We start from the raw sequence: 26,903 nt of genomic DNA, 5'->3' as shown, positions 1-26,903 counted from the left end.
CGCTGGACTTCACCCTGGATGATCTGCCGGTGCCGAAAACCCCTGCGGTGGCGCAAGCGGATGTGCCGCCAAGGGATGTGGCGCCGACAAGCCCGGCGCGCGCCGATGCGGCGCAGGCTGCAGGCCCCTCCAACACGCCAGGCGTTGAGGCGGATCAGCCGCCAGTTCCCAACCCCCGCAGCGACACCGAGGCCACTACAGCTTGGCCAGGCGCTCCAGCGCCGCGTCGAGCGTGGCCTCGCGTTTGGCGAAACAAAACCGCACGGTCTGCCGCTCCACCGGCTGTGGGTGGAAGGCCGACAGCGGAATGGCGGCGACGCCCACGTCACGCGTCAGCCATTCGCAAAATTCCGCCTCGGGCATAGCGCTCAGTGCCGAATAGTCGGCGCATTGGAAATACGTGCCTTCGCAAGGCAACAGGCGCAATTTGGTGGCGGCAAGTCCCTGGCGAAAGCGGTCGCGCTTGGCCTGGTAGAACGCGGGCAGTTGCTGATGGGCTTCGGGCCGGGCGCGCAAGTGCTGGGCCAGCGCATGCTGCATGGGCGTGTTGACCGTGAACACATTGAACTGGTGCACCTTGCGGAACTCGCGCATCAGCTCGCGCGGCGCCGCCACCATGCCCACCTTCCAGCCGGTGACGTGGTAGGTCTTGCCGAAGCTCGACACCACGAAGCTGCGCGCAGCCAGCACCGGATCGGCGGCCACGCTGTGGTGCCGCTGGCCATCGAACACCATGTGCTCGTAGACCTCGTCGGCAATCAACACGATGTCGGTTGGAGCCAGCAAGTCGCGTAGGCGATGCATGTCGCCCGGGGTCCAGACGCGGCCGCTGGGGTTGTGCGGCGAATTCACCAGCAGCGCCCGGGTGCGCGGCGTGATGGCGGCGGCAATGGCGTCGAAGTCGGGGCGGTACGCGGCATCCAGCGCCACGAAACGCGGGCTGCCGCCCGCCAGTTCGATGGCAGGCGCATAGCTGTCGTAAGCCGGGGTGAGCACGATGACCTCGTCACCCGGATGCACCACCGCCAGGATGGCCGTGAGCAGCGCCTGCGTGGCACCGGCGGTGATGGTGATCTCCTCCCCGGGGTCGTAGCTTGCGCCGTGCAAATCGGCCATTTTCGCCGCCAGCGCCTCGCGCAACTGGGGTATGCCGGCCATGGGCGGATACTGGTTGTGGCCGGCGCGCATGGCCGCGTTCACGGCGTCGAGCAAAGCCGGGTCGGGGTCGAAGTCCGGGAAGCCTTGACCGAGGTTGATGGCACCGTGCTGCTGCGCCAGTGCCGACATCACGGTGAAGATGGTGGTGCCCACGCTGGGCAGACGGCTGCGTAAAGCGGGGCTGCGACCGAACGTGGGCCTGGGCTGGAGAAGGGCGGACATGGCAGGCGGGTGTGAAAAGTTCAAATGGAAAAATTCTCGTCGCTCTGGCCGCGCAGTACCTGCTCGACCAGTTTGCGCGACAAGCGCTGCGACAGCAGTTCGGTCAGCACATAGACAAAACCGCGCTGGTAGACGCCACGCTTGAAGGCCACGCGCGTGAGATTCTGGCCGAACAAATGCCCCACGGGACGGGAGCGCAGCAAGGTGTCGCGCTCGGGGTTGATGGCCATCTCGGCGATCAGCCCGACGCCGAGCTCCAGTTCGACATAGGTCTTGAGCACGTCGGAGTCGATGGCTTCCATCATGATCTGCGGTTGCAGGCCCTGCTGGGCGAAAGCCTGGTCGATGCGGCGGCGCCCGGTGAAGGCCGGGTCGTAGGTGACGAGGGGATGACGCGCCAGCTCGGCCAGCGACAGCTCGGCCACATCGTTGAGCGGGTGGTTGAGCGGCGTCACCACCAGATGCTGCCATTCGTAGCAAGGCAGGGTGATGAGTTCGGGATGGTCGGCCAGGCTCTCGGTGGCCACGCCGAGATCGGCACGCTCCTCCAGCACGGCGTGCGCAACCTGGTCGGGATTGCCCTGGATCAGGTGCACCTGCACGCGTGGAAAACGCCGACGGAATTCAGCGATGACCTGCGGCAGGCGATAACGCGCCTGCGTGTGGGTGGCGGCGATGGTGAGCTGGCCGCTGTCCTGCGCCGCGTAGTTCTGGCCGATGCGCTTGAGATTGTTCACCTCGCGCAAAATCACCTCCACGCTGCGCAGCACCTCCTCGCCGGGCGCCGTGAGCTTGCGAATGCGCTTGCCGTGGCGGCTGAAGATTTCCACCCCCAGCTCGTCTTCCAGCTCGATGATGGCTTTGGACACGCCGGGCTGCGAGGTGAACAGCGCGCGCGCGGTTTCGCTCAGGTTGAAGTTGCGGCGTACGGCCTCTTGCAGGAAGCGGAACTGGTGCAGATTCATGGCGGCTTGGCCTGTGGCGCGCGGGTTGTGGAGCAGTGCGGGCGTGGTTCAGCGGTATTGAACCCGCCAGAGGAAATAGCCCAAGGCCGCGCTGCCGTAGAGCATGTAGGGCAGGGCGGCGGCCAGCCAGGTGGGCCAGCTGGCCAGCAGGCCCAGGCGCGATGTGAGCGTGTTCATCAGGATGAAGCTGATGCCCAGCATGATGCCGCCGAACACCTTCCAACTGATCTGCCCGGAGCGGGCATGAAGATAAGCGAAGGGCAGCGCCAGCAACATCATCACCACCGCGCTGAAGGGATAGAGCAGCTTGCGCCACAGCGCGATTTCGTCGCGCTGCACCGCCTGACCATTGGCCCGGAGATGGTTGACGTAGCGCCACAAATCGACCACGGACATATGGTCCGGGCTCAACAGCAGAACATTCAGCACGCTGGGAGAGACCGAGGTCTGCCAGGGCAGATCGGCCAGCTGCTTGATCTGTATCGTCTGCCCGGCCTGACCTGGCAGACGGATGGAGGTCACCTGACGCAACAGCCAGGTGCCGCTGTTCTGGTAGACCGCGCTGGCGGCGTCGATGGTTTGCACCAGTTGCGTCGCACCGTCGAGTACGTAGATGTGCACGTCATGGAGCTCGCCGCTGGCGGACACGCTGCGGATATTGATCATCTGGTCGTCCTGTCCGCTTTGGCGGTTGCGTAGCCACAAACCGGAACTCAGCGAAGTGCCGCCAAATTGCCCGCCTTCGGACTTGGCTTGCAGGGTTGCGGACGCGCGCTCGGCCAACGGCACGGCGAACTCTCCCAGGGAAAAAATCAACACCGAGAACAGCAGCCCCATGCCCAAGAGCTGCTGCAAAGCGCGCAGGGGACTCAAGCCCGACATGCGCATGACGGTGAATTCGCTCGAGGCTGCAAGGCTGGCCAGCACGTAGACCGTTCCGGTCAAGGCCGCGATCGGCAGGATCAGGTAAGCACGACTCGGCATTTGCAGCGACACCAGCAGCAAGGTATGCGCGAAGGACGTTGCGGAAGCGTTGCTGTTGCTGAGTTCGTTGATCGCGTCCAGGATAAACAGCAGGCCGAGAAACACCAGCAGCACGAGGCCGCTGGCGGCAGCAATCTGCAGGAACAGGTAGCGACGCAGCGTGCGCATGGGTTCAGGGTTTGAGCGAGATCAGACGCTCAGTGGGCCAGCGGCCCTTGCAGGCCACCGGCAACCAGGTTGCTGCCCCGGCTGCGCCGCCAGGGCAGCAAGCCCTTGCGCAATGCCAGCACGAACAGCAGCACCGCCGCACTGCCGTGAATCAGCAGCAGCGCCGAGGCCAGGCTCAGTTTGCGCTGGTCGATCCAGCCCTGCGCGGCATTGAGAAAGTTGATATAGGCAAGATAGATCAGCACCGCGACGATGAGCTGTAGCGCACGCCCGGCACGCGGGTTGGTGGCGGCCAGCGGCACCGCCATGAGCGCCAGCAGGATGGACGAGAGCGGTACGCCGAGGCGCCACGACAACTCGCCCAACCAGGCGGGGAGATGGGACATGGCGAGCATGGGCGTGGAAATTTCACGGCTCGGAGTGTTGGCCAGACGCGCCGCTTCCGACAACCCAGCCGCTGGAGCGGGGGTGCTGAGCGCCGAGAGCCGGATGCCCATTTGCGCAAAACCCGTGACCTGGTAGTTGGCCTCGCCCGCCGTGTGGCTGTAGCGGTGGCCATTCGAGAGCATCAAGTAGCGCGAGCCGTCGAGGTTTTGCAGCGTGGCCGACTGGGCCAGGGTGATGACGTCTTGGCCGCTGCTCTGGTCACGGATGAAGATGTCGCGTGCCAACCCCTTGGCCTGGGCACCCTTGCCGATGAAAAAAACCCGCTGCCCGGAGGACGATTCCCGGAACTGGCCAGGCGCGACGCGCGACAGGTCCGAGCGCTGCTCGAAGCGCTCGCGCAGGGCCGCGTTCTGTTGATTGGCCCAGGGCCAGGCCAGGAGCGTGAGCGCGGCAATGGCCAGCACCACGGGTGCGGCAAAACGCAGCACGATGCGGAAGTACTGCAGCGGCGTGACACCGGCTCCGGCCCAGATGACGATTTCCGAGTCGCGGTGCATGCGTGAGAAGCTCATCAGTACGGCGATGAACAGGGCCAGGCCGAGAATGAATTGCAGATAAGTGAGCGAGGCCAGGCCGATGAGCAGGAAAAGGTCTTGCGGATTGGCTTGCCCTTCCGAGGCCTGCCCCAGAATGCGGATGAGCATGATGGTGATCACCACCGAAAACAGCACGGTGAAACTGCCGCCAAAATTGCGGGCCATTTCACGGCGCAAGGAGGTGTCCAACAACATTGCAGAGGCGGCGACAGGCTTGGGAGCGTGGGTTGCGCTGCGGGAAATCGCGCGGGCGGCAGAGCGCGGGGGCGGGTCCGATGGAATAATGAAACATCGCCAGGAGCCCTCATGAAATTTAGCATAGCCCCCCTTAAATCATTGTCCAGCCTGCAGACGGACGCGCTCATCGTTTTTCTGCACCAGCCCGGCACGTCCTGTGGCCTCGTCGAGGCTGATGTTGTGGACCCGTTCGCCGCCGAAGCCGTCCAGGATGGCGACTTTTCCGGTGCCTTGGGCACGACCTATATCCGCAGCCGCCCCGCCAGTCTGGCCGCGCGCCGCCTCATTCTGGTGGGCCTGGGCGCCGCACCGGCATCCAGTGCCGGCTGGCTCAAGGCCTTGCAGGCCGCCGCCGCGGCCTTGAAGCCGCTGGCCGCCAGGCAAGTGCATCTGCTCGCCGCCGATGGCGAGTCCTTCCTGGCCGAGTTTGCCCCCCGTGCCTTTGGCGAAGCTGCTTACCGCTACACCGCCACGCGCAAGGTCGAGGCCGACAAGGCCTACAAAGTGGACGCAGTGCATGTGCTGTCGCGCCACCCGCGCCAGGCTGCAGTCCTCAAGGCGCAGCTCGCGCGCGCCGAAGACATTCAGGCCGGGGTCGATCTCACGCGCAATCTGGCCAATCTGCCGGCCAACCACTGCACGCCGACGCACCTGGGCAGAGTGGCGCAGGACCTTGGCAAGCGGCACGGCATCAAGGTCGAGGTGCTCGGCCGCGGCGAGATCGAGCGCCTGAACATGGGCTCTTTCCTGGCCGTGGCGCAGGGCTCCGAGCAAGCGCCGCGCTTCATCGTGCTGCGTTATGACGGCGCCGGCAAGAAAGATGCGCCGCATGTGCTGGTGGGCAAGGGCGTGACCTTCGACACGGGTGGCATTTCGATCAAACCCGCCGCCGAGATGGATGAGATGAAGTACGACATGTCGGGTGCCGCCTCGGTGCTGGGCGCGTTCGAGGCCATCGCCCGCATCAAGCCCCGGATCAATCTGGTGGGCCTGATTCCGGCGACCGAGAACATGCCCAGCGGGAGTGCCATCAAGCCGGGGGACGTGGTCACCAGCATGTCGGGCCAAACGATCGAGATCCTCAATACCGACGCCGAAGGCCGGCTCATCCTGTGCGATGCGCTGACTTACGCCGAGCGTTTCAAGCCGGCCAGCGTGGTCGACATCGCCACCCTCACCGGGGCCTGCGTCATCGCGCTTGGCCATGTCAACAGCGGCTTGTTCAGCCCGGACGATGCCCTGGCCGACGCCTTGCTGGAAGCCGGGCGGCAGGCGCAGGACAGTTGCTGGCGCATGCCGCTGTCGGACGACTACGCCGAAGGCCTCAAGACCCACTACGCCGATGTCGCCAACATCGCCGGCCGGGCCGCAGGCAGCGTCACCGCCGCGTGTTTTTTGCAGCGCTTCACCAAGGCCTATCGCTGGGCCCACCTGGACATTGCCGGCACCGCCTGGAAAAGCGGCGCCGCCAAGGGTGCGACCGGGCGCCCCGTGCCTTTGCTGGTGAGCTACCTGTTGAATTGCGCCGGCAGCGCCCCGAAGGCGTGAGGGCATGAGCGCTGTCGAGTTCCGCATTGGCGCAACAGATCCGCTGGCTTATGCCTGCGGCCTATTGCGCACCGCAGCGGCCAAGGGCGCGACCCTGGTGGTTCGCGTCGCACCCGCATCCATGGCCGACCTCGATGCGCGTCTGTGGACGTTTTCGCAGCTCGATTTCCTGCCGCATTGCCGCGACACCGATGCGCTCGCCACACGGACTCCCATTGTGCTGACCGATGCGCTCGACCTGACAGCGTTCGGCGGGCGCGATTGCCTGGTCAATCTCGCCCCGGCCGCGATGACCGGCTGGGAGGCACTGCCGCGCGTCATCGAGATCGTCGGCATCTCAGCCGAGGCGAAACAGGCTGGGCGCCAGCGGTTTCGGGCCTACCGCCAAGCTGGGTGCGAACCCACCACACTGGAGATCACCTCATGATGCCGACCGCGGCCGACCGGCTGCCTGTTTTGACCGAGGTCATCGACGGTTGGCCTGATGATGTGGGGCCAGCCCCGCAGCAGTCCATGCCGCCTGCAGCTCCCACGGCACCTTCCATTGCACCGCTCGCCATCTCAGGCGAGGCCTCCTGGCAGCCAGCCCCTGCTTCGGCTCCCGCGGCCGCGCTCTTCGCGCAAGATGCAGGCTTGGGCGAGTTGCAAGGCCTTTTGTCGGCAGAGGCCGCTGCCGAGCTTGTTCAGGCGCAATTGGACGCGGCCCTGCCCCGGCTGCAAGAGTGGCTGCGGGTTGATCTGGCCCAGCGCCTGAATCGTGAGTTGGAACTCCAGATCCATGCCTTGCTCGATGTCAGGTTGAGTTCGCTGGCGCGGGAACTCGCCCTGGAGTTGCGTCCCTGGGTCGAAGACATCGCCCAGGACACCATGGCTCGAGTTCTGGCCGAAGGATTGGGCACCTGAGAGCGCCCCCAGGCCGCTTCGTGCAGCCGCCGCATCCCAATACAAATTTCGGGCGGCCGCACGTTTTCCATGGGGGATAGACGCTTGGAGGAGCATGCTCACCCAGGTCGGTGATCAGGCCAATTTCAGGCGTCTGGCGTAAAAAGTTCGTGTTCAACGGCAAATGGTGTAACACGGCTTGACGCCTTGCGGTGCAACAACCATCGCACGGGCCCCTGCAGCAGGCACGCCCCGAAACACCGCCGGATGCCGCGTTCCAACGCTACGAGGGTGGCAGATGCCCAGGCTGGCACCAGTATTGGGGCGATGCGGCCCCGTTGTCCTGAATGCAACAAGGCTGAATCAGCGTCGAAAACCATGCTGTTCATTTCAGCATGTTTCAGCTAATGTATCGCTCCGTTGGGAATCACCTGACTGACAGCAACTTTTATATCCTTCTGGAGGCTCATTCATGAAACTGAAATATGCCCTTTTGGGCTTGTCCCTGGCTATTGGCACCGCTTATGCGGCCGATGATGTGACCGTGATCATTGGCAGTGCAGCGCCGATGTCCGGCCCGCAGGCCGCCTATGGGCAGGACAACACCAATGGTGTTCGCATGGCCATCAACGATCTGAACAAGAAAAACATCTCGATCGGCGGCAAGAAGGTGATCTGGAAAATCGACGCGCAAGACGATCAGGCCGATCCGAAACAAGCCACCTCGGTGGCGCAAAAGTTTGTTGACGAGAAGGTCAATGGCGTCGTGGGTCACCTGAATTCCGGCTGCACCTACCCCGCCTCGCGCATCTACAACAATGCCGGCATCCCCAACATCACCCCGTCGTCGACCGATCCGAAGATTGCCGAGCAAGGCTTCAAGACCTTCTTCCGCATCATCGCCAATGACAATGCCCTGGGTGCTGGCCTGGCGAACTATGCCAAAAACCAGATGAAGGCCAAGACCGTTGCCGTGATCGACGACCGAACGGCTTATGGCCAGGGCGTGGCGGACGTGTTCGCCAAAACGGCGCAGAAAGATGGCATGAAAGTGCTGGATCGTGAATACACCAACGACAAGGCCACCGACTTCTCCGCCATTCTGACCAAGATCAAGGCGGCCAATCCCGACGTGATTTTCTATGGCGGCATGTACACCCAGGCTGGCCCGATGCTGCGCCAGATGGAACAACTTGGCATCAAGGCCAAGTTCATGGGTGGCGACGGCATCTGTGCGCCTGAGTTGGCCAAGCTGGCCGGCAAAGCAGCCGACGTGACGGTTTGTGCCGAAGGCGGTTCACCGCTCTCGCAAATGCCAGGTGGCGATGCCTGGAAGAAGCGCTATGACGCCGAGTTCGGCGCCAGTGCCTTCCAGATCTACTCGCCGTATTCCTACGACGCCACCATGGTGCTAGCCACGGCCATGGAAAAGGCCAAGTCGGTCGAGCCGGCGAAGTACCTGCCGTTCATTCGGAAGATCGACTACAACGGCGTGACCAAGAAAGACATCCATTTCATGGCTGACGGTAATCTGGCTCAGCCCACCATCACCCTGTCGACTTTCGATAACGGTGTGAAGAAGGTTGTTGCTGTCGAATCCGTGAAGTGAAGTTCCTGCGGAATGCAGCCGGCCAGCCGGCCTGCATTCCGCGTGGCAGCGTCAGATTTGAAACGCCCTTGACGGGCGTTTTTTGTTGGGGCCAGCTTTGCCTGGGCCATCCCTGGGGTTCGACGAGATGAACAAGGCTTTCACCCGCGAGGACACATCGCCCGAGCAGGACGACGATGACGAGGTGCGCTTGCCCGACTTGCCGGCGGGAAGCAAAAATTACATCACCCCTGCCGGCTTCAGCCGGCTGCGCGAAGAGATCAAGGACTTGATCGAACGCGATCGACCCAAAGTCGTCGAGATCGTGTCCTGGGCAGCTTCCAACGGCGATCGCTCCGAGAACGGCGACTACATCTACGGGAAAAAACGGCTGCGTGAGATCGACCGGCGCATTCGCTTCTTGACCAAGCGTCTCGATTCGGCCGAAGTGGTGGACCCATCGGGCCAGCACGGCAACGACCAGATCTTTTTCGGTGCCACGGTGCGCTATGCGGAAAATCAGGGTGTCGAGCGTTCGGTCACGATCGTCGGTGCGGACGAAGTGGACCTGGAGCGTGGCCGCATCAGCTGGATCTCCCCGGTGGCGCGCGCTTTGCTCAAGTCGCGCGAGGGCGACGTCGTCAGCCTGCCCACACCCGGAGGTCTGCTGCAGCTTGAAATTCTCGAAGTGACTTACCCAGAACCAGGGGTTTGAGCACGCAGGCTTCGATGAAGGCCCAGAGCCCTAGCCATTTTGGCGAGGTTTGCCGCGCCCCGCCCTGACCACGAACTTGTGCGTGCGCACGGCCCGCAAAATGTCGGCCAGATGTTTGCGGTCGCGTACGGCAAGAATGAAGCGCAGTTCGATCGTGGGCTGACCCGAGTCGTCGTCCATCGTCACATGGATGATGTCGGCGTCGTGCTCGCTGATGGCGGCCGCCAGTTTGGCCAGCACTCCCTTGCCGTTGTTGACGATGACCGCCATGCCGACCTGATACAGACCGGCGACGGCGGGCGACCAACTCAGGTCGATCCAGCTTCGCGGGTGCTTCTGGAACAGGCGCCGCGCCTGCGGGCAGTCCTGTTGGTGGACCGTCAGGCCCTCGCCTTTGCCGAGATAGCCAAGCACCGCGTCACCCGGAATGGGGTGGCAGCAATCGGCGTAATGCACCGATGTGCCTTCACTGCCGTCGAGTTGCAGCGCCGTGCGGGGGGTATTTTCCGCGATGTTGGGTGTCGGGGGTGCAGCGATTTCCCCGGCATTCGGGGACGAGGCAGTTTCAGCCTGATCCGGCATATGTTTCGGTTTGGCTTGGCCATGGCCACCTTGCATGCAGGCGCGCTTGGCGACGATTTCAGCAACGCGTTTGCCCAGTCCAATGTCGCTGAACAACTCCTCCTGGCTCTTGCTGCCGCTCCAGTGCAGCAGCCGGCTCCAGTCCCCGCTCGTCAGATCGTCCAGATTCCGACCTTCCTGGACCATGGCGCGGCCGAGAAGCCGTTTGCCCAGATCTTGCGATTCGGCCTGCTGCGAAACCTTGAGTTCATGGCGAATCTTCGAACGCGCGCGTCCGGTGCGCACAAAGCTCAGCCAGTTGGGGTTGGGGCGGGAGTGCGGGGCGGTGACGATTTCCACCACATCGCCGCTGTGCAGTTCGGTACGCAACGGCACCAGTTCGCCGTTGACCTTGGCGGCCACGGTCTGGTTGCCGAGGTCGGTATGCACGGCATAGGAAAAATCCACCGGCGTGGCACCACGGGGAAGAGCCAGGATGCGCGATTTGGGCGTGAACACATACACCGCATCCGGTGCCAGATCCACTTTCACGGTTTCGATGAATTCCGCCGCGTCCCGGTTCTCGTTCTGGATGTCGAGCAGCGATTGCAGCCATGCCGCGGTACTGACCTGGGCGATGGCTTCCGCGCCATTGCCGGTCTTGTACAGCCAGTGCGCTGCCACACCGCTCTCGGCCACCCGGTGCATGGCCTCGGTGCGAATTTGAAACTCCACCGGTGCCCCGGTCGGGCCGATCAGCGTGGTGTGCAGGGACTGGTAGCCATTGAGCTTGGGAATGGCGATGAAGTCCTCGAACTTGCCTGGCATGGGCTTGTACTGCGCATGCAGCACTCCCAGGGCTCGATAGCAGTCCAGCACGTCGGACACAATGACGCGAAAGCCGAAGATGTCTTGCACATGCGCGAACGACCTGTGCTTGCGCTGCATCTTGCGGTAGATGGAGTAGAGTGTTTTTTCCCGGCCGTGCAACTGCACGGCGATGCCGGCGTCTGCAAACGACTTGGTGGTCGCGGCCAGAATCTTGTCCACCAGATCGCGGCGGTTGCCACGCGCAACCTTCAGCGCTTGAATGAGCACGGCGTAGCGCATGGGGTGGCCATGCAGAAAGCCCAGGTCTTGCAATTCCCGGTACACCTGATTCAGCCCGAGCCGATACGCGATCGGCGCGTAGATATCCATGGTCTCGGTGGCAATGCGTCGGCGTTTGTCTGGCGCCATCGCACCGAGGGTGCGCATATTGTGGAGACGGTCGGCGAGTTTGATCAGGATGACGCGGATGTCGCGCGCCATGGCCAGCAGCATCTTGCGAAAGCTCTCAGCCTGGTTCTCCTCACGGTTGGAGAACTGAATCTTGTCCAGCTTGGTCAAGCCATCCACCAGCACCGCCACGGTGGGGCCGAAGTGCTCGATCAACTCCCCCTGGGTAATGCCCTTGTCCTCCGCCGTGTCATGCAGCAGGGCGGCCATCAGGGCCTGGGTGTCGAGCTTCCATTCGGCGCAGATCTCGGCAACGGCGACCGGGTGGGAAATGTACGGTTCGCCACTGGCGCGGTATTGCCCGAGATGCGCCGCATCGGCAAACCGGTAGGCAGACCGAATTTGCTGAAGATCGGCTTCCGGCAGGTAGCTTCCCAGCTTCTCCAGCAAGCCCGCCAGGCTCACGGCCAGGGGTTTGTCGGCGGAAACGCCTTCGGTCGCGCCGCCTGCATTCTCCACCCCCGTGGAATTGGGAACCACCACCGCCTTACGCCGGACGACTGGGCGATGACGGGGGGCAGGCGAACTGCTTGTTGCGGGCGGGCGGCTTTGCATGACGAGGGCTCATCAAGGGCACCGCACACCCGGCAGGTTGAGGCGGCGGTCAGGCAGGAACGCGCTTGAGCATTTCAATGCCGACCTGACCCGCGGCGATTTCGCGCAGAGCCGTGACGACGGGCTTGTCGCGGGTTTCGATCTTGGGCGTGTGGCCCTGGGCCAGCATGCGCGCGCGGTAGGTCGCGGCCAGAACGAGCTGGAAGCGATTGGGGATTTTTTCCAGGCAATCTTCAACGGTGATACGGGCCATTGTCTTTCCAGTGAGGTTGGGAGCGAGGTGCTCAGAGTATGCCGAGTGCCTTGAACACTTCGGGATGCGCGCGGCGCTGGGCCGAGTACCGCAAGCGCTGTGCGGCAACGATGGACTGCAAATCACGTAGCGCATGAGCAAAGTCGTGATTCACAATTATAAAGTCGAAGGTGCTGGCGTGCGGCGTTTCCAGCCGCGCATCGCGCAGCCGGCGGGCAATGACATCGGCAGCGTCCTCGCCGCGCCGCTGCAAGCGTGCTTCCAGTTCCTCGAACGAAGGCGGCAGCAGATAGACGCTCACCGCATTGCTGAACTGGCGCTTGACCTGCTCGGCGCCTTGCCAGTCGATTTCCAGCATCACATCCACGCCTTGGGCCATGCGCTGCCGCAGCCAATGCCGCGACGTGCCATAGAGGTTGCCATGCACTTCGGCCCATTCGAGAAAGTCCCCGGCGTCGATACGGCGCTGAAATTCAGCGCGATCGACAAAGACGTATTCCCGACCATCCAGTTCCTGGCCACGCGGAGCGCGCGTGGTGTAGGAAATGGACAACTGGATCCCCTTGTCCTTCGACAGCAGTTTTTGCACCAGGCTGGATTTTCCGGCGCCACTGGGGGCTGCGACGACGAACAAATTGCCCGGGAAGTCCATGCGTGGGGATCTTGGCTAGGGGGTTGTTGTGGCAAAAGGACCCGGGTGCTCGGTGCTCTATTCGAGGTTTTGCACCTGCTCGCGCATCTGTTCGATGCAAACCTTCATGTGAACCGCCAACTCGCTGAGTTCGAGCACGGCCGACTTTGAACCCAGGGTGTTGGCTTCACGGTGCAATTCCTGGATCAGGAAGTCCAGGCGTTTGCCGACTTCTCCACCTTCGTCGAGGACCTTGCGAATGGCATCGAGATGTGATTGTAGACGGCTGATTTCCTCGGCAACGTCGACCCGAAGGGCGAATGCCGTGGTTTCCTGCAGCAGGCGATCTCGTACTGCCTCTGGATCAGGGCTGCCGCCCAGAGCCTGCAGCGCCTCGTTCCAGCGGGTCATGAAGCGCTCCTGCAGCCGGGCCACGGCTTGCGGCGCCACTTGCTCGGCCGCCAGCGCCCACTGCTGCAGTTGGGCGCAGCGGTCCAGCAAAAAACTCCGCAGACGCTCACCCTCGGCCGAGCGCGCTGCCTGCAGGGCGATCAGGGCCGCTTCGGCTGCGCGCTGCATGGCTTGAGTCAGCATGGCGGGGTCCGCATGCGGCTGTAGCTGTTGCGCAGCACTCAGGCGCCAGACATCGGCCACGGAAAGGCTGCGCAAATGGGGTGCGCGCTTGAGCAGAACGGCTTCGGCCTGCAGCAACGGTTCGATCTGTTGCAGATCGGGTAGGGCTTGTGCGGACTGTGCCTCGTCCAGATTGATGCGGCATTCCACCTTGCCGCGGCGCAGTTGCTGGGTCAAAAGCACGCGTACCGAGGCTTCGCTGGCCCGCAATTCGTCGGGCAGACGGAACATCAGATCGAGAAACCGGCTGTTCACACTGCGCAATTCCAGACGAACGGCAAGTGGAGGTTGTGCGCCTGCGACAGCCACGCTGACTTCAGCGTAACCGGTCATGCTATAAAGTAATTTCACTCGGCGCTCCCTGGTTTGGACGCCGCATTTTTCCACAGTGTGGGCCGCCAGCCGGGAATTCACCAGTCGGGCATTCCTGCCGTTTTCACGCCATATGTCGAAAGCCAAACCCGCACCACTCGAGCCCGATATCCAAGTCGGCGGCTACCGCATCTTGCGCAAGCTCGCCAGCGGCGGCTTCGGCGTGGTCTATCTCGCGCTCACGCCCGACGGCCAGCGCGTGGCGATCAAGGAGTACCTGCCGGCATCCCTGGTGGAGCGCGCAGCCGGCGAAATGGTGCCCATTGCGCACCCGGAGAAGCTGGCGCTTTACCGGCTCGGTCTCAAGAGTTTTTTCGAGGAAGGGCGGTCGCTCGCGCAAATTTCCCACCCTAGTGTCGTCGGGGTGCTGAATTTTTTCCGCGAGAACGAAACCGTTTACATGGTGATGAATTACCTGGAGGGCTCGTCGCTGCAGGAGTTCGTCATCACCGCGCGTGAACTCAAACGCAAGAAGATTTTCCGCGAGTCGACCATCCGCTCGCTGTACGACGAAATCCTTCAGGGCTTGCGCGTGGTGCATCAGCACAAGATGCTGCACCTGGACATCAAACCGGCCAACCTGTTCATCACCGACGACGACAAGCCCATCCTCATCGATTTCGGCGCCGCTCGTGAAGTGCTGGGCCAGCAGGACAAGCGCTTTCGGCCCATGTACACGCCCGGTTTCGCCGCCCCGGAGATGTACAAGCGGGATGCGTCCTTCGGCCCCTGGACCGATATTTATTCCGTCGGCGCCTGCATCTATGCGTCGATGACCGGCTACCCGCCTTACGAAGCGACGCAGCGCCTGGAGAAGGACCGACTGCCCATGCAGCTCTCGAAGCTGCGCGGCGTCTATTCGGACAACCTGATCGAGATTGTCGAATGGTGCATGTCGCTGGACCCCCTGGCACGGCCACAAAGCGTGTTCAACCTGCAAAAAGAACTCGGCGCCGAGAATCCGCGGCGCTATACCCAACTCACGCTCAGCGAAAAACTGCGCATGCAAATTGACGAACTGGTGCACGACACCAAGGCTCGCGTGGACAAGGCCAAGCAGGTCACGCGCATGGGTGGGGCAACCCGCATGGGCCCGGTGGTGGGCGGGCGTGAGCGGACACCGGCTGGGCGCGACAAATCATGAAATTCTCTGTCTATCAGGTCAGCCGACGCGGTGCTCGCATGGCCAATGAAGACCGCATGGGTTATTGCTACACGCACGACAGCGTGTTGCTGGGTCTGGCGGACGGCATGGGCGGCCACCCCCGTGGCGACATGGCGGCGCAACTCGCCTTGCAGACCATCGCGGCGATGTTCCAGCGCGAGGCCAAGCCGGCGCTCGACGACGTTCGCACCTTCCTGCGCCGAGCGATTTTGGCCGCACATGAACAAATTCAACGCTACGCCAAAGCCCACAGTCTGAGCGATTACCCGCGGACCACCGTAGTGCTTTGCGTGTTGCAAGCGGGCGTGGCGCAGTGGGCGCATGTGGGTGATTCACGGCTCTACTTCGTGCGCAACGGTGCGCTGCTCACGCGCACGCGCGATCACTCCCATGCCGAGCAACGCATGTTGCGCGCCGTGCGCGAGACCAAGGTGCTCGATGCCACCGTGGAAGGTGCTCCGGTCAATCGCAACGTGCTTTACACCTGCCTGGGTTCGCCGCAACTGCCCTTCGTCGAAATCGGCGTGCCCCAGACCCTGCGTTCGGGCGACATGGTGATGCTGTGCTCCGACGGCTTGTGGAGCCAGTTGCCCGAGGCCACCATCGTGCGATTGCTGAGTGATCGTGTGTTGTCGGATGCCGTGCCTGAGATGGTCGAGTTGGCGCTGCGGCAAAATGCCGCCGAGTCCGACAACGTCACCGCCTTGGCCATGGAGTGGGAAGCCGAGGCCGAGCGCGAAACCACGCAGGGCGTGAGCACCGAAGGCATCCGGCCCGGCGTGTTCGCCTCCACCTTCCAGTCGGGCCTGCCCGATATGCAAATCGACGAATTGGACGATGCCGCCATCGAGCGTTCCATCGCCGAAATCAACGAAGCCATCCGTCGCGCCGCGGCGAAAAAATAAACTCCATGTCCTATTCCCGTTCCGACGCTCGCGCAGCCAACGCCTTGCGTCCCGTACGCTTTACCCGCCAGTACACCTGCCATGCCGAGGGGTCGGTGTTGGTCGAGTTCGGCCGCACCCGGGTGCTGTGCACGGCAAGTGTCGAAGAGCGCGTTCCGCCACATCGCCGCAACAGTGGCAAGGGCTGGGTCACGGCTGAATACAGCATGCTGCCGCGCTCCACCCACACGCGTAGCGACCGCGAGGTCAAGCGCGGGCGTCCACAGGGGCGCACGGAAGAGATCCAGCGCCTGATTGGCCGCAGCCTGCGCAGCGTGTTCGACTTCGGTGCCTTGGGCGAGCGCCAGATTCTGCTCGACTGCGATGTCCTGCAGGCCGATGGCGGCACCCGCACCGCCGCCATCACCGGTGCCGCCGTGGCGGCCTGGGATGCCTGCTCCTGGTTGCTGCGCCAGGGCAGGATCGAGCGCAATCCCATGCGCGAATTGGTCGCAGCCGTGTCCGTCGGCCTGCTCGGCGGCGAAACCCTGCTCGACCTCGCCTATGACGAAGACTCCACCTGCGATTGCGACATGAACGTGGTCTGCACCGCCTCCGGCGGCTTGGTGGAAGTGCAGGGCACGGCCGAGGGCGAGCCTTTCCAGCGCGGCCAACTCGATACGCTGGTGGACGCGGCGCAGCTTGGCATCGGACACCTCATCGGCTTGCAGAGGCAGGCGCTCGGCTTGGCATGAAGGTGGTTGCAGGCGACAGGCCATGCCTCGTGCTGGCCACTGGCAACGCGGGCAAATGGCGTGAATTCCAGGCGTTGCTGCAGGGGCTGGACCTGAACCTGGCTTTGCAGGCGGACTGGAACGTCAGCGAATGCCCCGAGCCCCACGCCACCTTCATCGAAAACGCCTTGGCCAAGGCCCGGCATGCCTCGGCGCAGACCGGTCTTCCAGCGCTGGCCGATGATTCCGGGCTGTGCGTTCAGGCGCTCGCCGGTGCCCCCGGTGTGCATTCCGCCCGCTTCGCGCAAGAAGATCGCCCCCAGACCTGCCGCTTCGCATCAGGCTCCCCCGAGGGGGATGAGAAAACTTGGGGCGGCACGGCGTTTTCTCCTGTGGATGGCGAACTTGAAAGCGGCCAACGCAGCCGCAGCGCGCAGGACCAAGCCAATAACAGCAAGCTGTTGCGGGAATTGGGCACGGTGACCGAGCGTCGCGCCCACTTCATCTGCGTGTTTGCCGCCGTGCGCCATGCGAGCGACCCAGAGCCGCTCATCGCCCATGGTTGGCTGCATGGCCGCATTGCGCTTGAAACCGCAGGCGAGGGAGGCTTTGGCTACGACCCCTTGTTCCTGCTGCCCGATGTGAACCTCACCTTGGCCCAGATCCCGGCGGAACACAAGAACAGCATCAGCCATCGTGCCCGCGCCGCACGGCAACTCGTGCAGTTGCTGCAGGCCTTTTGGCGTATTGGCACCAAGCAGGCGCCCGGCGGCCAGCCATGAGCGGCCCAGTCATTCCCATTCACCCGCAAGCCGAGCGTGCGCTGGTGGATGATGCAAGGCCCGTCGGCGAATTGCCATTGCAGGACGCAGCCGCGCGCCTGCCGCACTACATGCGTGCCGGTACCCTGCAACTCCAGGCCCTTCCACCGCTGGCCTTGTACGTGCACCTGCCCTGGTGCCTGCGCAAATGCCCCTACTGCGACTTCAACTCGCATGAATGGCGCGGAGCTGAATCGGCCATTCCCGAGCAGCGCTATGTGCAGGCCTTGATGGCTGACCTGGATGTCGCGCTGCCATTCATCTGGGGGCGTCGCATCGCGAGCATCTTCATCGGCGGTGGCACCCCCAGCCTGTTCTCGCCCGACGCCATCGATGCCCTGCTGGCCCAGGTGCGGGCTCGCGTCGCCTTGGCCCCCGATGCAGAAATCACCCTCGAAGCCAACCCCGGCACCTTCGAGCGCGCCCGCTTCGCCGCCTACGCCCAAGCGGGCGTCAATCGCCTGTCCATCGGCGTGCAGAGCTTCGATGAAGCCAAACTCCGCATCCTCGGCCGCGTCCACGACGCCGCGCAAGCCCGGGCCGCCATCGAAGAGGCAAGCCGCGTCGTTCCCACCTTCAACATCGACCTGATGTTCGCGCTGCCCGGCCAAAGCCTGGAGCAGGCGGTGGCCGAGGTGCAGCAGGCGCTCGCCTACAAGCCGCCTCACCTCTCGCTCTACCAACTCACGCTCGAGCCGCAAACCCCGTTTGCCAAGCGTCCACCCGAGCAGTTGCCGGACGCCGACCTGGCTGCCGACATGCAGCAGGCCGTGGCCGAGGCGGCGCAGAGCGCGGGTTTGGAGCGCTACGAGGTGTCGGCCTACGGGCGCCCCGGGCACACCAGCCGGCACAACCGCAACTACTGGGAGTTTGGCGATTACTTGGGGCTTGGCGCTGGTGCGCATTCCAAGCTGAGTTTCGCCCACCGCATCGTCCGCCAAACCCGCTGGCGCCAGCCCGAGCGCTATATGCAGCAAGCCTTGTCGGGCGCGGCCATGGAAGCCGAGCACGATGTGACACGACGTGAACTCCCGTTCGAATTCCTGCTGAACGCCCTGCGCCTGCGCGAGGGTTTCAATCCCGAGCTGTACACCCGACGCACCGGCTTGCCCTTATCCACCCTCTACCCCGGGCTGCAGCAAGCCGTGCGACTCGGATTGCTGCACGAAACACCCGACCGCATTGCCGCCACGCCGAGAGGATGGGAACTGCTCAACGAGGTCTTGACCCTGTTTCTGCCATCAGCCGCAAGCAACTCGCGCGATGCAGGGCGCATCCCCGACTCAACAGTTTGAAGCAGGCCAATCTCGGAGCCCGCCTACAATCGCGCTCCTTCGGAAGCGTGGCAGAGTGGTCGATTGCACCGGTCTTGAAAACCGGCGACTCGAAAGGGTCCGTGAGTTCGAATCTCACCGCTTCCGCCAATAAATCAATAAGTTAGATGAAATTTTCAGCCCGCCTCGTGCGGGCTTTTTTGCGTCCCAAAACTGGCGAGTGTCCCAAGTGTGCCCCATGAGTGCCACATTCGTATCACTGATGTTTGTCCCGTAGTTGTCCCACGAGCGCGCGTACCGCTGTAACGCACGGATATCCATATTTTTAGACAAAAAATAGAAATCAATAACAGAAAAACTTCGATGTGTTGACGATATGCCATGAATATGGTGCAATAACAGCATGGAAAAAAATAGCACGCGCAGTCAACGCCGCTCAGCGCCCTATAGGGCCTGGGCGCGGCTGGATGTAGTGCAAACGCGCTTAGCCATCAGTATGTGGGACTCTTGCGAAAGTTCGCGCAAGGGGACTGATGGGGTATTCCCAATTGAGACCAGGGTTGCGATGGCGCGGGCCCTGGTTAAAAAAACTTCAGGGCGATTCGGTCCGGTTGTGCGCGACGAGGATCTAGATCGAGCCGGGTTGCTGTGCAGCACAAACGAGGGAAGGACGATGCCGCAAGGCGTTACGAGATCGTCGTCGCCCAACTTTCAGTGGCTGCTTTTGGTGGCCAAGCTCGCCCAGTTTTTGTTCTTGCTGGCGGTCGTTGCGTTTGAGGCCGCCAGAAATCATCACCGGCGCCGCGTTTCTCGGCCCGCTGAGCAGATGAAGAGCCACCATCTCCCACACCTCTGCCTCGCCCCGCGCTTGATTGCGCAGAGGCCCCAAGCAACCCGCGCCTGCGCGGGCTGATCGCAGCCCCGCGACTCGCGCGGGCGCCTCCTGATGAAAATTTCAGGGGCTGCACTTCCAGACGGAGTGCAGCATGCACACTCAACACAATCAAATAAGTTTTTCGCGGCCTCCCGCGCTGCTCAACATCAAGCAGACAGCGGGTTTCATTGGATTCTCGGAAAGCCTGATCAGGCAGTGGACCTATAGGCAGCGCCCAGTACCTGCCGGCTGGCCAACTCCGGTCAAGGTAACGCCCAAGGCGCTCCGCTACAAAACAGCTGAAATCCAAGGCTGGGTGGACAACCTTGGCAAGGAAACCCTCGCGGCCGCGGAAGTGACTTCCGAGCCGCGTCTCCCTGGGCGCCCCACCAAAGTATCAAGCCGCGGGGTGTCCAAATGAACCCCGCCGTGCTGACTGCAGCCTTGCCGCCAGAGGCACGGAAGTATCTTGGCAAATATATCGACCCTGCGGGCGCCTTCCTAGCTTGGGGGGACGGTCTGACTAAAAAACAGGCGAGGAGCAGGGCTAGAAACGCGGCTCGCAGCTTTGGGTCAAGCTGGCCTGATCATCTTCCCCAGTCATGCCAGCTTGACCCAGCAGAACTGGTCGGCGGCTTGGAAGACCCCCTGGCCTTGCTGGAAGCCCTTGAGGCGGCCTCGTTGTCCACCCAGGCAGAGGTCGCGCTCGCGGGGTCGGCGGCGCTGCTGGACTCCCTGCAGCACGCCCCAGGCGCCGAGCTGGCGCGGAGCTTGGGGCTATCCCCGCGCCGTGGCCAGCAGATCAGGGCCAGGCAGAGGCGAGAACTGGCGGCGGGCCAGCAGGACCTGTTCTGCGAGGAAGAGCTATGAGCATCGCAGCGATGGAGGCTGTGGCCTCGCTTCAAGTAAAGGCCTCCCCTCGATTGGTGATGTTCGCTCTGGCATGGAACACCAGGGAAAAAGCAGCCTCGACGTGCTGCGCCAGCTTGGCCAAGTTGGCGCAGCACGCAGGCCTAAGCGAAGTTCAAACCCGTCGCATTCTGAAACAGCTGGAGCACGGTGGGTTGATCCGCCGAGCTGAGTGGGGCGGCCGCGCAGTGACCTGGGAACTCACCTGTCTGGCACAAGCCACATCACCTGATGAGAGGCCAGACCTATCACCCCATGAGAGGGCACGGAATGAGAGGGCAGGCCTATCACTAGGTGAGAGGGCAGCCCTCTCACCTGATGAGACCCATGAAAAAGAAAAAGAAAACTCTCTTCGCTCCGCTCAGAGAGCGCGCGGGGGCCGTGGCCTTCAGCCTGACCAGAATGGAATCTTGCACCGGCCCGGCGACCCCCGGGACCAGGCGGCGCTGACGAGGATCAGAGAGTACCCAGAGCCCACCGTGCTCGATGCCGTGCGCTCCGCTCAGGCACATGAGCGCCAAGGCCGAGCCTTCCCGAGCGCCGTCCTTCGAATCCTGAATGGCAAGTCGAATTCAAGTAATTCGAGTTCTGCTCAAGAAAATGCGCCCGCCTGGGCCAAGTTCGCGCCGGCGAATAGAAATATTTTCTTCTCAAATTCAAGTCATAGTGAGGAATCAAAATGAAAAAGATTTCATCTGTTCGATTTCATTTCGGCACGGAGGAACGCAGAAATGGAGATTTCGAACGTGCGGCGATCGACGCGGCAGGAATTATCGCAGAGGGACTGCTTTCTCAGCTCGCGCCGCTCTTCGTTGCGGTTGCTGCTGCGGCCAAAAATGAGTATTCAGCGCGAGCCTGGGTCGATGCTTGGGCATTGCAGATCGCGATAACTGGGCTGACTGACGCAGAGGTGGAGGCCGGAATTAGAAATTTACGAAGCCTTGACCAAAATCAGATATTGAATTGGCCAACATTTTATGCGCTATGCAGGCCCAAGTATCACCCGGAGCATCAGCCTGCGAAATTCCCCGAACTGCCAGACCCTACAAAAAAGGAGCGGATTGATCGTGCTAGGCGAGCAGCAGTCGCCAAGCTCTGCGCCCGAGGCTGGATGAATCGCTGATTACGCCTATCGATGAATCGTTGAGCGCTGACGTTACGCGCTCAACATCCAAGGACAAGATTATGAATAAAAATGAATTCCGCCACTTTGAGATTGATGCAATTTCCCCGGCGGATTACAAGATAACGATGATTGATCGCACTACAGGTCAAAAGATCGAAGTGCAAATGAATTCCGCAGAATCATCCCTATTCTTAAATTTATATTCCCGAGTGCAAGAGCGACTCGACTTTGAGCGTCTTCATTTCATGGGCCAGTCCAACCAACACTGAAGGGGTAATCATGCGAGTCAAAATATCCGGCGACCCGCAAACCAATGCGATGGCGTACGAGGAAATCGCGTTGGCGCTCTGGGACGTGTTCCGCCGACTTCCAGAAGGCGTGAATGCCATTTCGTTCAACGCCTACATCAATTTCCGCGATAAGAATGGGCGGGGTTGGAATTTCACGACGCAGGGCGAGAAAGTAGAACTGGTCGAATATGAAAATCCAAAAGCATCTGGTATTCCTCACCCGGAAACGAAGGATATCCCGATACCAACCCCTGTCAATTTCCTAGACCAGTCGCCCCCTGCGCCAGAAACCAAGGGCGATGAACCTGATGCCGGCGCCACCGGAAAAGTCCTGCACTGATCCTCGTTATCGGTTTCGCACCCTGCTGAATATGGGCAGTGGGGGAGTGCCCCACGCCCAAAAAGGAGTCTTTCATGAAAATCCCCCCGCAATTGCAAGCGCTCGCCGATCGATTCGGCGTCCCATTGCCCCTTGTCCTGGGCGCCGCCGGTTTCCTTTCTCTGCTGCTGCTGGCCATGCTGATCGGCCTGGCCAGCAGCGCCACCCACCACAGCCCATCTCCTCAAACCAACCCACCCCCCTTGCAAGCCCAGGCCGGGCCGGTAGGCCCGGCCCCCGCGGTAGCGGGCAAGCCTGTCCCAACGCCAACCCCCGCCAACGTGAATGCGGCCCCTCCCGCGGCCTCTCAGGCCCTGGCTGCCACCTCCCTGACTAGCGCCATGCTGCCAGCCCTCCCAGCCTCGCACGGCTCTTTGCAATCGGGCGCATGGCAGGTTCAGGCATTCAGTCTCCCCATCCAAGGGCAATCAATCTTGCCGCCAACGCTGGTCGGCACCGCAACCCAGCAGGGCGCAACGGCCAGCATCGGCGCGGCCATCCCTACCCAACTGGCTCCTTTCATCACCACGACCTCACCGGTCCGCCTGATCTACTCCATGTATTTTCAAGCCCCGCAGGCAGGCGAGTACCTGCTGGCAGCTCGGCTTGCAGGCAAAGCCACCGCATCGCTGAGCGCAGCTCTCGATGGCCGTGCCGACACCATTCTTCAAGCCGCCCGCGACTTCAATCCCTATTGGCCTGACAAATCTCCTCCGCAGGCGTCCAGCGCCACGGTCAACCTCGCCGCAGGGCTGCATCAAATCGTCGTCAAAGTGGACTGCAAGGCCACACAGAAGCCCGACCAGGCGGCGACGGTAGACCTGTACATAAAGCCTATGGCCGCGGCAGTGCCGACGGCCCTGGTGCCCCTGTGGCCAGCCTCGTCCCCTACAGCCCCAGCAAGCGCACCAGCAGTACCGAAGGAGCCCAGCCATGGCTGAACTCGCAAAGGTCTGGCTGACGCTGGCGGTCGTCGGTCTGATCATGATCATCCTGGCCTTTGCCATTCAGGGCATGCCCCTCGGATTCCTCGCCGCAGGCGCAGGAATCGCCTGGACAAAGTGGCGCCGGCCATCGCCCCTCAAAAGATTCTTCTGGGGCCGACCCGCCGTGCTGACTGGGCTGTTTTTCGTCGCAGGCGAGGGCACAGCCCTCGCACTGCAAAACCTCTGCCAGTTGACCCATGGCATCGCCGTGGAGCGCTTCGCGCTTGCTCTTGGCGGGGCCTTCGCCGGCTTGGCCGCCACCATCCTTCTTCATCGCATTTTCAAAGGCCTCCTCATGCCCAGCATCTTCGATTTCGTCAACGACCCCCAAGCGCTACAAGCCTTCGTCAATGGGGAGTCGGAGCAGCAACATCAGACCGCCTACGCGGTTGAGTCACTTTACCCCTTCGATGTGGATGGCGCCTCGGAAGAGGTGGCTGAAGTTGTCATCGGGCAGGACGGCATCGTGCGCGATGTCGTGGCCCTTATCAGTCGCCGAATTGAAATGCAGCGCAAGCACAAGCCCCTCGGTGTAGTCCTGTTCGTCGGAGCAACCGGCGCCGGCAAAACCGAGCTGGCGAAAGCGTTGTCTGACCTGATTTTCGGGGTCGATAAGTTGCTGCGGTTCGATTGCAACGAAATGGTGGAGTCATCGTCCACGCAGCGCCTGATCGGGTCACCTCCCGGCTACGTGGGGAGCGAGCAGGGCGGGCAGCTTACCCGTGGAATCCAGCGTAACCGCACGGGCCTGATCTTGTTCGACGAGGTCGAGAAAGCGCATCCAGATGTCTACAAGGTGCTGATGGGACTTTTTGACGAAGGTCGCATCACCGAGCAGTCCACTGGGCAAACGATGGATGCCAGTGGTCATCTCATCGTCCTGACCAGCAACGCCGAACACCAGAAGATCGCCGACCTGGTCAAGAACGAGCAGGACCCTGCGGTTCGCCGCATCGGGGTGAAGGACGCTCTGGCCAGCGTATTCCGGCCCGAGCAGCTTGCCCGCATTGATGAAATCTATGCCTTTCCTCCCCTTGACCGCCTTGCGATGGTGCGTATTGTGGCGAAGTCCCTTCAGCACCTAGCCCACGAAGCAGGAATCGAGCTGGTGAAGGTGGACGCCGCCGTATTGATCGACGCCGTGACCATGCACGAGCGCATGCAGCAGTACGGAATTCGCGAGCTGCTGCGCGTCGTTGAAAAGCGCGTAGTGGATCGGCTGTTCGACGCTCGCCGTGCTGGCCACTCGCAAGTCCGCATCGCCGTCCACGGCGATGCGGTGCAGGTTCTGCCTGCTGAGACATCGACGGTCACCGGAGGCAACCATGCAGCCACTGCTTAAAGTCCGAGCCGAAGAAATCCTCATCGGCGCGATGGCCGGCGCCATCGCCGGCACCGCCGCCGCCAGCCCGGCCCTTTCTGGGCTTGCACTGAGTCTGCATCAAACTGGAATTGCTGACATGCTGCGCATGAGCTTCGGCCTGGCCAGCGCAGGCGTAGGGGCACTCGTCGGGGCCTGGATCGCTGCTACGCAGCGCAGCATCGACCACTTGCGCGGGGTCGAATTCTTGCCGGAGCCAGCCCGCGCCCGCCGTGTCCTGCAGGCCCGCGAGCGCCAGTTGATGAGCCCGGCGCAAGGCAGGGGAGAGGTGCAAGGTCTTCGCATCGGTGGCGTTGAGCTGGCTCGCAAACGGGAAGTCGGGCATATCTACCTGGTTGGTTTGCCCGGCGCAGGGAAGACGGTCACATTGTCCTCTGTTATCTCCCAAGCGCTCGTTCGTCGTGATCGCGTTGCCATCCATGATTCGAAAGGTGACTACTCCGCCCAACTCTGGACTGAAAACGGCGCTGCGCTGCTCGGCCCCTGGGACTCCCGATCTGTGATTTGGGATGCGAGCGCCGACGTGGACAGCCTCGCCAGGTCACAAGAATTCGCCCGGATTGTGGTTGGCGAGGGCGCCAAGGAAAACGGATTTTTCTATGACAACGCCCGGCGCCTGTTCGCAGGGCTTGTCCAGTCCTTGCCCTTCGGCTGGACGTGGCGTGATTTGTATGGCGCGCTGATCGGCGATCCTGCGGAACTGGTGCACAAGGCCGCTTCAAAGGACCCGCAGGTCCCCATCGCTATGCCCTCATTTTTCTCCGGCGGAGACATCAGCCCGGCTGAAAAAAACATCCTCAGCACCCTTGCCCAACGCACAGGCTGGATTGCGCAAATGGCAGCAGTGGACAGCCCAAGCCGCGAGCGATTTTCCATCCGTGCCTGGCTACAAGGTCATGGGCCGGCGCTGATGATCCTGAACAACAACCCGAACCACCAGACCGCCGCAGAAGCTCTCTTTGGATCGATCCTGGCGCTTGCAGCCAGCGTCGTTGCAAGCGCCGATCTGCCTGAAGTCTCGCCGGACGAATCCGGGACGTGGTTCGTCCTCGATGAGTTTCCCCAGTTGGGCAAGGACAGCTTTCCCCACATCCAGAAGATCGAAGAGCTTGGGCGAAGCCGCGGCGTCCGGGTCGTGAAAGCCCTGCAGGATGAATCGCAACTAACCGCACTGGTCGGTCGCGAAAAGGCCGCGCCCATCCTATCGATGCAGTCCACCAAGATTTACTGCCGGGTCTCTGACACGACAGCCGAGGCGGTGGCCAAGCGCATCGGCGAGCGCGAAATCCGTCGCTACCAATCCACCGCGGACGGTGGCGCATTGCCTGGAAAGTCGGCCATGCCCGACCGCCAGCAGGTGATCAATCCGTCCGATTTGCTGGGCTTGCAGGAAACGCGCGAAGGCATCGAAATCGTGGTGCACATCGAGGACACGATGGGCAAGGCCATTCAGCCGTTTGGCCCGAGGGCGCCTGCCATCGCCGAGGCGTTCGTTGAGTCCGCAGCGTGGCGCGATGGTCCGCAATTTTCGCTGCCAGAGCCAGCGCCGGAAATTTCGCATCCGCGCGAATCAGTGCAGGTGGATGAGGATGACGCCGCCGTCGACGAAGACCATGAAGGAGTGTTCCCGTGATCGCCTTTCTCCATGCATTTTTCAGGCTTGCTTTCGCCTTGCTGATCGGTGCGGCGGCCTACAAATATTTCGGCCTGGTGCTGCCGCCCGCCGCTGCCGCGGCGGTCGCCATCACCTTGGCCGTTCTCGAATTGCTCTCACCCTTGTTTCTGGGGGCGCGTCGTGGCAGCACCGGCGGGGCCGGTGCCAGCCTGCGCCTGCTGGGCCTGTTTCTGAAATCGGCTGCGCCGGCCTTGCTGTGGCCTGCCGCCGCATGGGCGGTTTTGCAGATTGCACCGGACCAGCGCGAGGCGGCAATCGCCGCAGGCGCGGGCTTTGCCGCGCTCTCCGCACTGTTCGCTGCTGGGCACGGCCAGGGCCGCGAGGGCGCCCGCCTGTTGGCTGTTCTGGTGGCTCTCATCGTTGTGGCCTACGGCATGCTCCAGGCGATCCCGGCAGGGCACCTTGCCGGAGCTGCGGCAGCGATGGCCGCAGCCCTTGGCCTCGTCGCCGTGCGCAGCGGAATTGTTCTGCCGAAAGCGCAAGCACGAGCCCTGGATTTTGCGATTTTCGCTTCAGCCGGGGCCATGACGATCAGCATGATTCTGAGCCTCGCATGAGCCACCAAACGGCAAAGGCAATTAATCACAGACCTGACGCACCTAGCGATGCAAGCGCCAACACCAAAACACCACGAAACCCGCGTCGTTGCTTGCTCGCCGTGGACTACCGCCT

Annotated in this window: 28 protein-coding genes and 1 tRNA gene; 21 read left to right on the top strand and 8 right to left on the bottom strand. The window is 62.5% G+C overall.

The genetic code is table 11. The features are described 5' to 3' along the window. Positions 1–195: 195 nt before the first annotated feature. From THIX_RS18240 to lptF, 4 genes are read right to left on the bottom strand one after another with little or no spacing between them, the layout of a single operon-like run. Positions 196–1,380, bottom strand: a complete 1,185-nt coding sequence (locus THIX_RS18240) for a pyridoxal phosphate-dependent aminotransferase (RefSeq protein ID WP_112487326.1) — start codon at positions 1,378–1,380, stop codon at positions 196–198. 20 nt (positions 1,381–1,400) lie between these two features. Further along, entirely contained in the window at positions 1,401–2,345 is a 945-nt protein-coding gene (locus THIX_RS18235) for a CysB family HTH-type transcriptional regulator (RefSeq protein WP_112487325.1), read from the bottom strand. Between the two features lie 48 nt (positions 2,346–2,393). Next, on the bottom strand, positions 2,394–3,497 hold the full coding sequence (gene lptG, locus THIX_RS18230; protein WP_112487324.1) for an LPS export ABC transporter permease LptG: 1,104 nt from the start codon (positions 3,495–3,497) through the stop codon (positions 2,394–2,396). Between the two features lie 29 nt (positions 3,498–3,526). Next, complete coding sequence (lptF, locus tag THIX_RS18225) at positions 3,527–4,675, bottom strand: LPS export ABC transporter permease LptF (protein ID WP_112487323.1); 1,149 nt, start codon at positions 4,673–4,675, stop codon at positions 3,527–3,529. Positions 4,676–4,786: 111 nt separating this feature from the next. On the opposite strand from lptF, the gene THIX_RS18220 reads away from it, so the two are divergent. The 5 genes from THIX_RS18220 (at position 4,787) to greB (ending at position 9,450) form a co-directional block, all read left to right on the top strand. Then, complete coding sequence (locus THIX_RS18220) at positions 4,787–6,265, top strand: leucyl aminopeptidase (protein ID WP_112487322.1); 1,479 nt, start codon at positions 4,787–4,789, stop codon at positions 6,263–6,265. A gap of 4 nt (positions 6,266–6,269) precedes the next feature. Beyond that, positions 6,270–6,692 carry a DNA polymerase III subunit chi gene (locus THIX_RS18215; RefSeq protein WP_112487321.1) on the top strand — a complete coding sequence of 141 codons (423 nt, stop codon included), beginning with the start codon at positions 6,270–6,272 and terminating at the stop codon, positions 6,690–6,692. Further along, positions 6,689–7,168 carry a hypothetical protein gene (locus tag THIX_RS18210; protein ID WP_112487320.1) on the top strand — a complete coding sequence of 160 codons (480 nt, stop codon included), beginning with the start codon at positions 6,689–6,691 and terminating at the stop codon, positions 7,166–7,168. The genes THIX_RS18215 and THIX_RS18210 overlap by 4 nt, the downstream gene beginning before the upstream one ends. A gap of 451 nt (positions 7,169–7,619) precedes the next feature. Then, on the top strand, positions 7,620–8,756 hold the full coding sequence (locus THIX_RS18205; RefSeq protein ID WP_112487319.1) for a branched-chain amino acid ABC transporter substrate-binding protein: 1,137 nt from the start codon (positions 7,620–7,622) through the stop codon (positions 8,754–8,756). 127 nt (positions 8,757–8,883) lie between these two features. Next, a complete protein-coding gene (gene greB / locus THIX_RS18200; RefSeq protein ID WP_112487318.1) occupies positions 8,884–9,450 on the top strand; it encodes a transcription elongation factor GreB in 567 nt (188 codons plus the stop codon). A gap of 30 nt (positions 9,451–9,480) precedes the next feature. On the opposite strand, the gene THIX_RS18195 is transcribed toward greB, so the two are convergent. From THIX_RS18195 to THIX_RS18180, 4 genes are read right to left on the bottom strand one after another with little or no spacing between them, the layout of a single operon-like run. Next, entirely contained in the window at positions 9,481–11,844 is a 2,364-nt protein-coding gene (locus THIX_RS18195) for a bifunctional (p)ppGpp synthetase/guanosine-3',5'-bis(diphosphate) 3'-pyrophosphohydrolase (protein WP_112487317.1), read from the bottom strand. Between the two features lie 49 nt (positions 11,845–11,893). Further along, positions 11,894–12,097, bottom strand: a complete 204-nt coding sequence (gene rpoZ / locus THIX_RS18190) for a DNA-directed RNA polymerase subunit omega (protein WP_112487316.1) — start codon at positions 12,095–12,097, stop codon at positions 11,894–11,896. Between the two features lie 31 nt (positions 12,098–12,128). Next, complete coding sequence (gene gmk / locus THIX_RS18185) at positions 12,129–12,749, bottom strand: guanylate kinase (RefSeq protein WP_112487315.1); 621 nt, start codon at positions 12,747–12,749, stop codon at positions 12,129–12,131. A 57-nt stretch (positions 12,750–12,806) separates the two neighbouring features. After that, positions 12,807–13,712 carry a YicC/YloC family endoribonuclease gene (locus tag THIX_RS18180; protein ID WP_371412941.1) on the bottom strand — a complete coding sequence of 302 codons (906 nt, stop codon included), beginning with the start codon at positions 13,710–13,712 and terminating at the stop codon, positions 12,807–12,809. Between the two features lie 94 nt (positions 13,713–13,806). On the opposite strand from THIX_RS18180, the gene THIX_RS18175 reads away from it, so the two are divergent. The 16 genes from THIX_RS18175 (at position 13,807) to THIX_RS18110 (ending at position 26,788) form a co-directional block, all read left to right on the top strand. Beyond that, a complete protein-coding gene (locus THIX_RS18175) occupies positions 13,807–14,877 on the top strand; it encodes a serine/threonine-protein kinase (RefSeq protein ID WP_112487313.1) in 1,071 nt (356 codons plus the stop codon). After that, entirely contained in the window at positions 14,874–15,803 is a 930-nt protein-coding gene (locus THIX_RS18170; protein ID WP_112487312.1) for a PP2C family serine/threonine-protein phosphatase, read from the top strand. Before THIX_RS18175 ends, THIX_RS18170 begins: the two co-directional genes overlap by 4 nt. 5 nt (positions 15,804–15,808) lie before the next feature. Beyond that, positions 15,809–16,537, top strand: coding sequence for a ribonuclease PH (rph, locus tag THIX_RS18165; protein WP_112487311.1), 729 nt, complete (start codon positions 15,809–15,811; stop codon positions 16,535–16,537). Then, on the top strand, positions 16,534–17,298 hold the full coding sequence (locus THIX_RS18160) for a non-canonical purine NTP pyrophosphatase (RefSeq protein WP_112487310.1): 765 nt from the start codon (positions 16,534–16,536) through the stop codon (positions 17,296–17,298). The genes rph and THIX_RS18160 overlap by 4 nt, the downstream gene beginning before the upstream one ends. Then, positions 17,295–18,632 (top strand): radical SAM family heme chaperone HemW, encoded by a 1,338-nt coding sequence (gene hemW, locus THIX_RS18155; protein ID WP_112487309.1) that lies wholly within the window; start codon positions 17,295–17,297, stop codon positions 18,630–18,632. The genes THIX_RS18160 and hemW overlap by 4 nt, the downstream gene beginning before the upstream one ends. 41 nt (positions 18,633–18,673) lie before the next feature. Further along, positions 18,674–18,761 (top strand) — tRNA-Ser (locus tag THIX_RS18150). A gap of 836 nt (positions 18,762–19,597) precedes the next feature. After that, positions 19,598–19,906, top strand: coding sequence for an AlpA family transcriptional regulator (locus THIX_RS23210; protein ID WP_146748622.1), 309 nt, complete (start codon positions 19,598–19,600; stop codon positions 19,904–19,906). Between the two features lie 215 nt (positions 19,907–20,121). After that, positions 20,122–20,355, top strand: coding sequence for a hypothetical protein (locus tag THIX_RS23205; protein ID WP_146748621.1), 234 nt, complete (start codon positions 20,122–20,124; stop codon positions 20,353–20,355). Between the two features lie 518 nt (positions 20,356–20,873). Continuing rightward, entirely contained in the window at positions 20,874–21,077 is a 204-nt protein-coding gene (locus THIX_RS24385; RefSeq protein WP_233224621.1) for a hypothetical protein, read from the top strand. Next, positions 21,074–21,517 (top strand): hypothetical protein, encoded by a 444-nt coding sequence (locus THIX_RS23200; protein WP_146748620.1) that lies wholly within the window; start codon positions 21,074–21,076, stop codon positions 21,515–21,517. Before THIX_RS24385 ends, THIX_RS23200 begins: the two co-directional genes overlap by 4 nt. Before the next feature lie 62 nt (positions 21,518–21,579). Continuing rightward, a complete protein-coding gene (locus tag THIX_RS23195) occupies positions 21,580–21,789 on the top strand; it encodes a hypothetical protein (RefSeq protein ID WP_146748619.1) in 210 nt (69 codons plus the stop codon). A 10-nt stretch (positions 21,790–21,799) separates the two neighbouring features. Next, positions 21,800–22,150, top strand: a complete 351-nt coding sequence (locus tag THIX_RS18130; protein WP_112487305.1) for a hypothetical protein — start codon at positions 21,800–21,802, stop codon at positions 22,148–22,150. A 74-nt stretch (positions 22,151–22,224) separates the two neighbouring features. After that, on the top strand, positions 22,225–23,130 hold the full coding sequence (locus THIX_RS18125) for a hypothetical protein (protein ID WP_146748618.1): 906 nt from the start codon (positions 22,225–22,227) through the stop codon (positions 23,128–23,130). Further along, on the top strand, positions 23,123–24,517 hold the full coding sequence (locus THIX_RS18120) for an AAA family ATPase (RefSeq protein WP_112487303.1): 1,395 nt from the start codon (positions 23,123–23,125) through the stop codon (positions 24,515–24,517). The genes THIX_RS18125 and THIX_RS18120 overlap by 8 nt, the downstream gene beginning before the upstream one ends. Next, positions 24,501–26,189 (top strand): type IV secretion system DNA-binding domain-containing protein, encoded by a 1,689-nt coding sequence (locus tag THIX_RS18115; RefSeq protein WP_158540947.1) that lies wholly within the window; start codon positions 24,501–24,503, stop codon positions 26,187–26,189. Before THIX_RS18120 ends, THIX_RS18115 begins: the two co-directional genes overlap by 17 nt. Continuing rightward, entirely contained in the window at positions 26,186–26,788 is a 603-nt protein-coding gene (locus tag THIX_RS18110; RefSeq protein WP_112487301.1) for a hypothetical protein, read from the top strand. Before THIX_RS18115 ends, THIX_RS18110 begins: the two co-directional genes overlap by 4 nt. The last annotated feature ends 115 nt before the right edge of the window (positions 26,789–26,903 follow it).

The organism is Thiomonas sp. X19 (assembly GCF_900089495.1).
Classification (GTDB): domain Bacteria; phylum Pseudomonadota; class Gammaproteobacteria; order Burkholderiales; family Burkholderiaceae_C; genus Thiomonas_A.
This window is presented reverse-complemented; position numbering and strand designations above follow the sequence as displayed.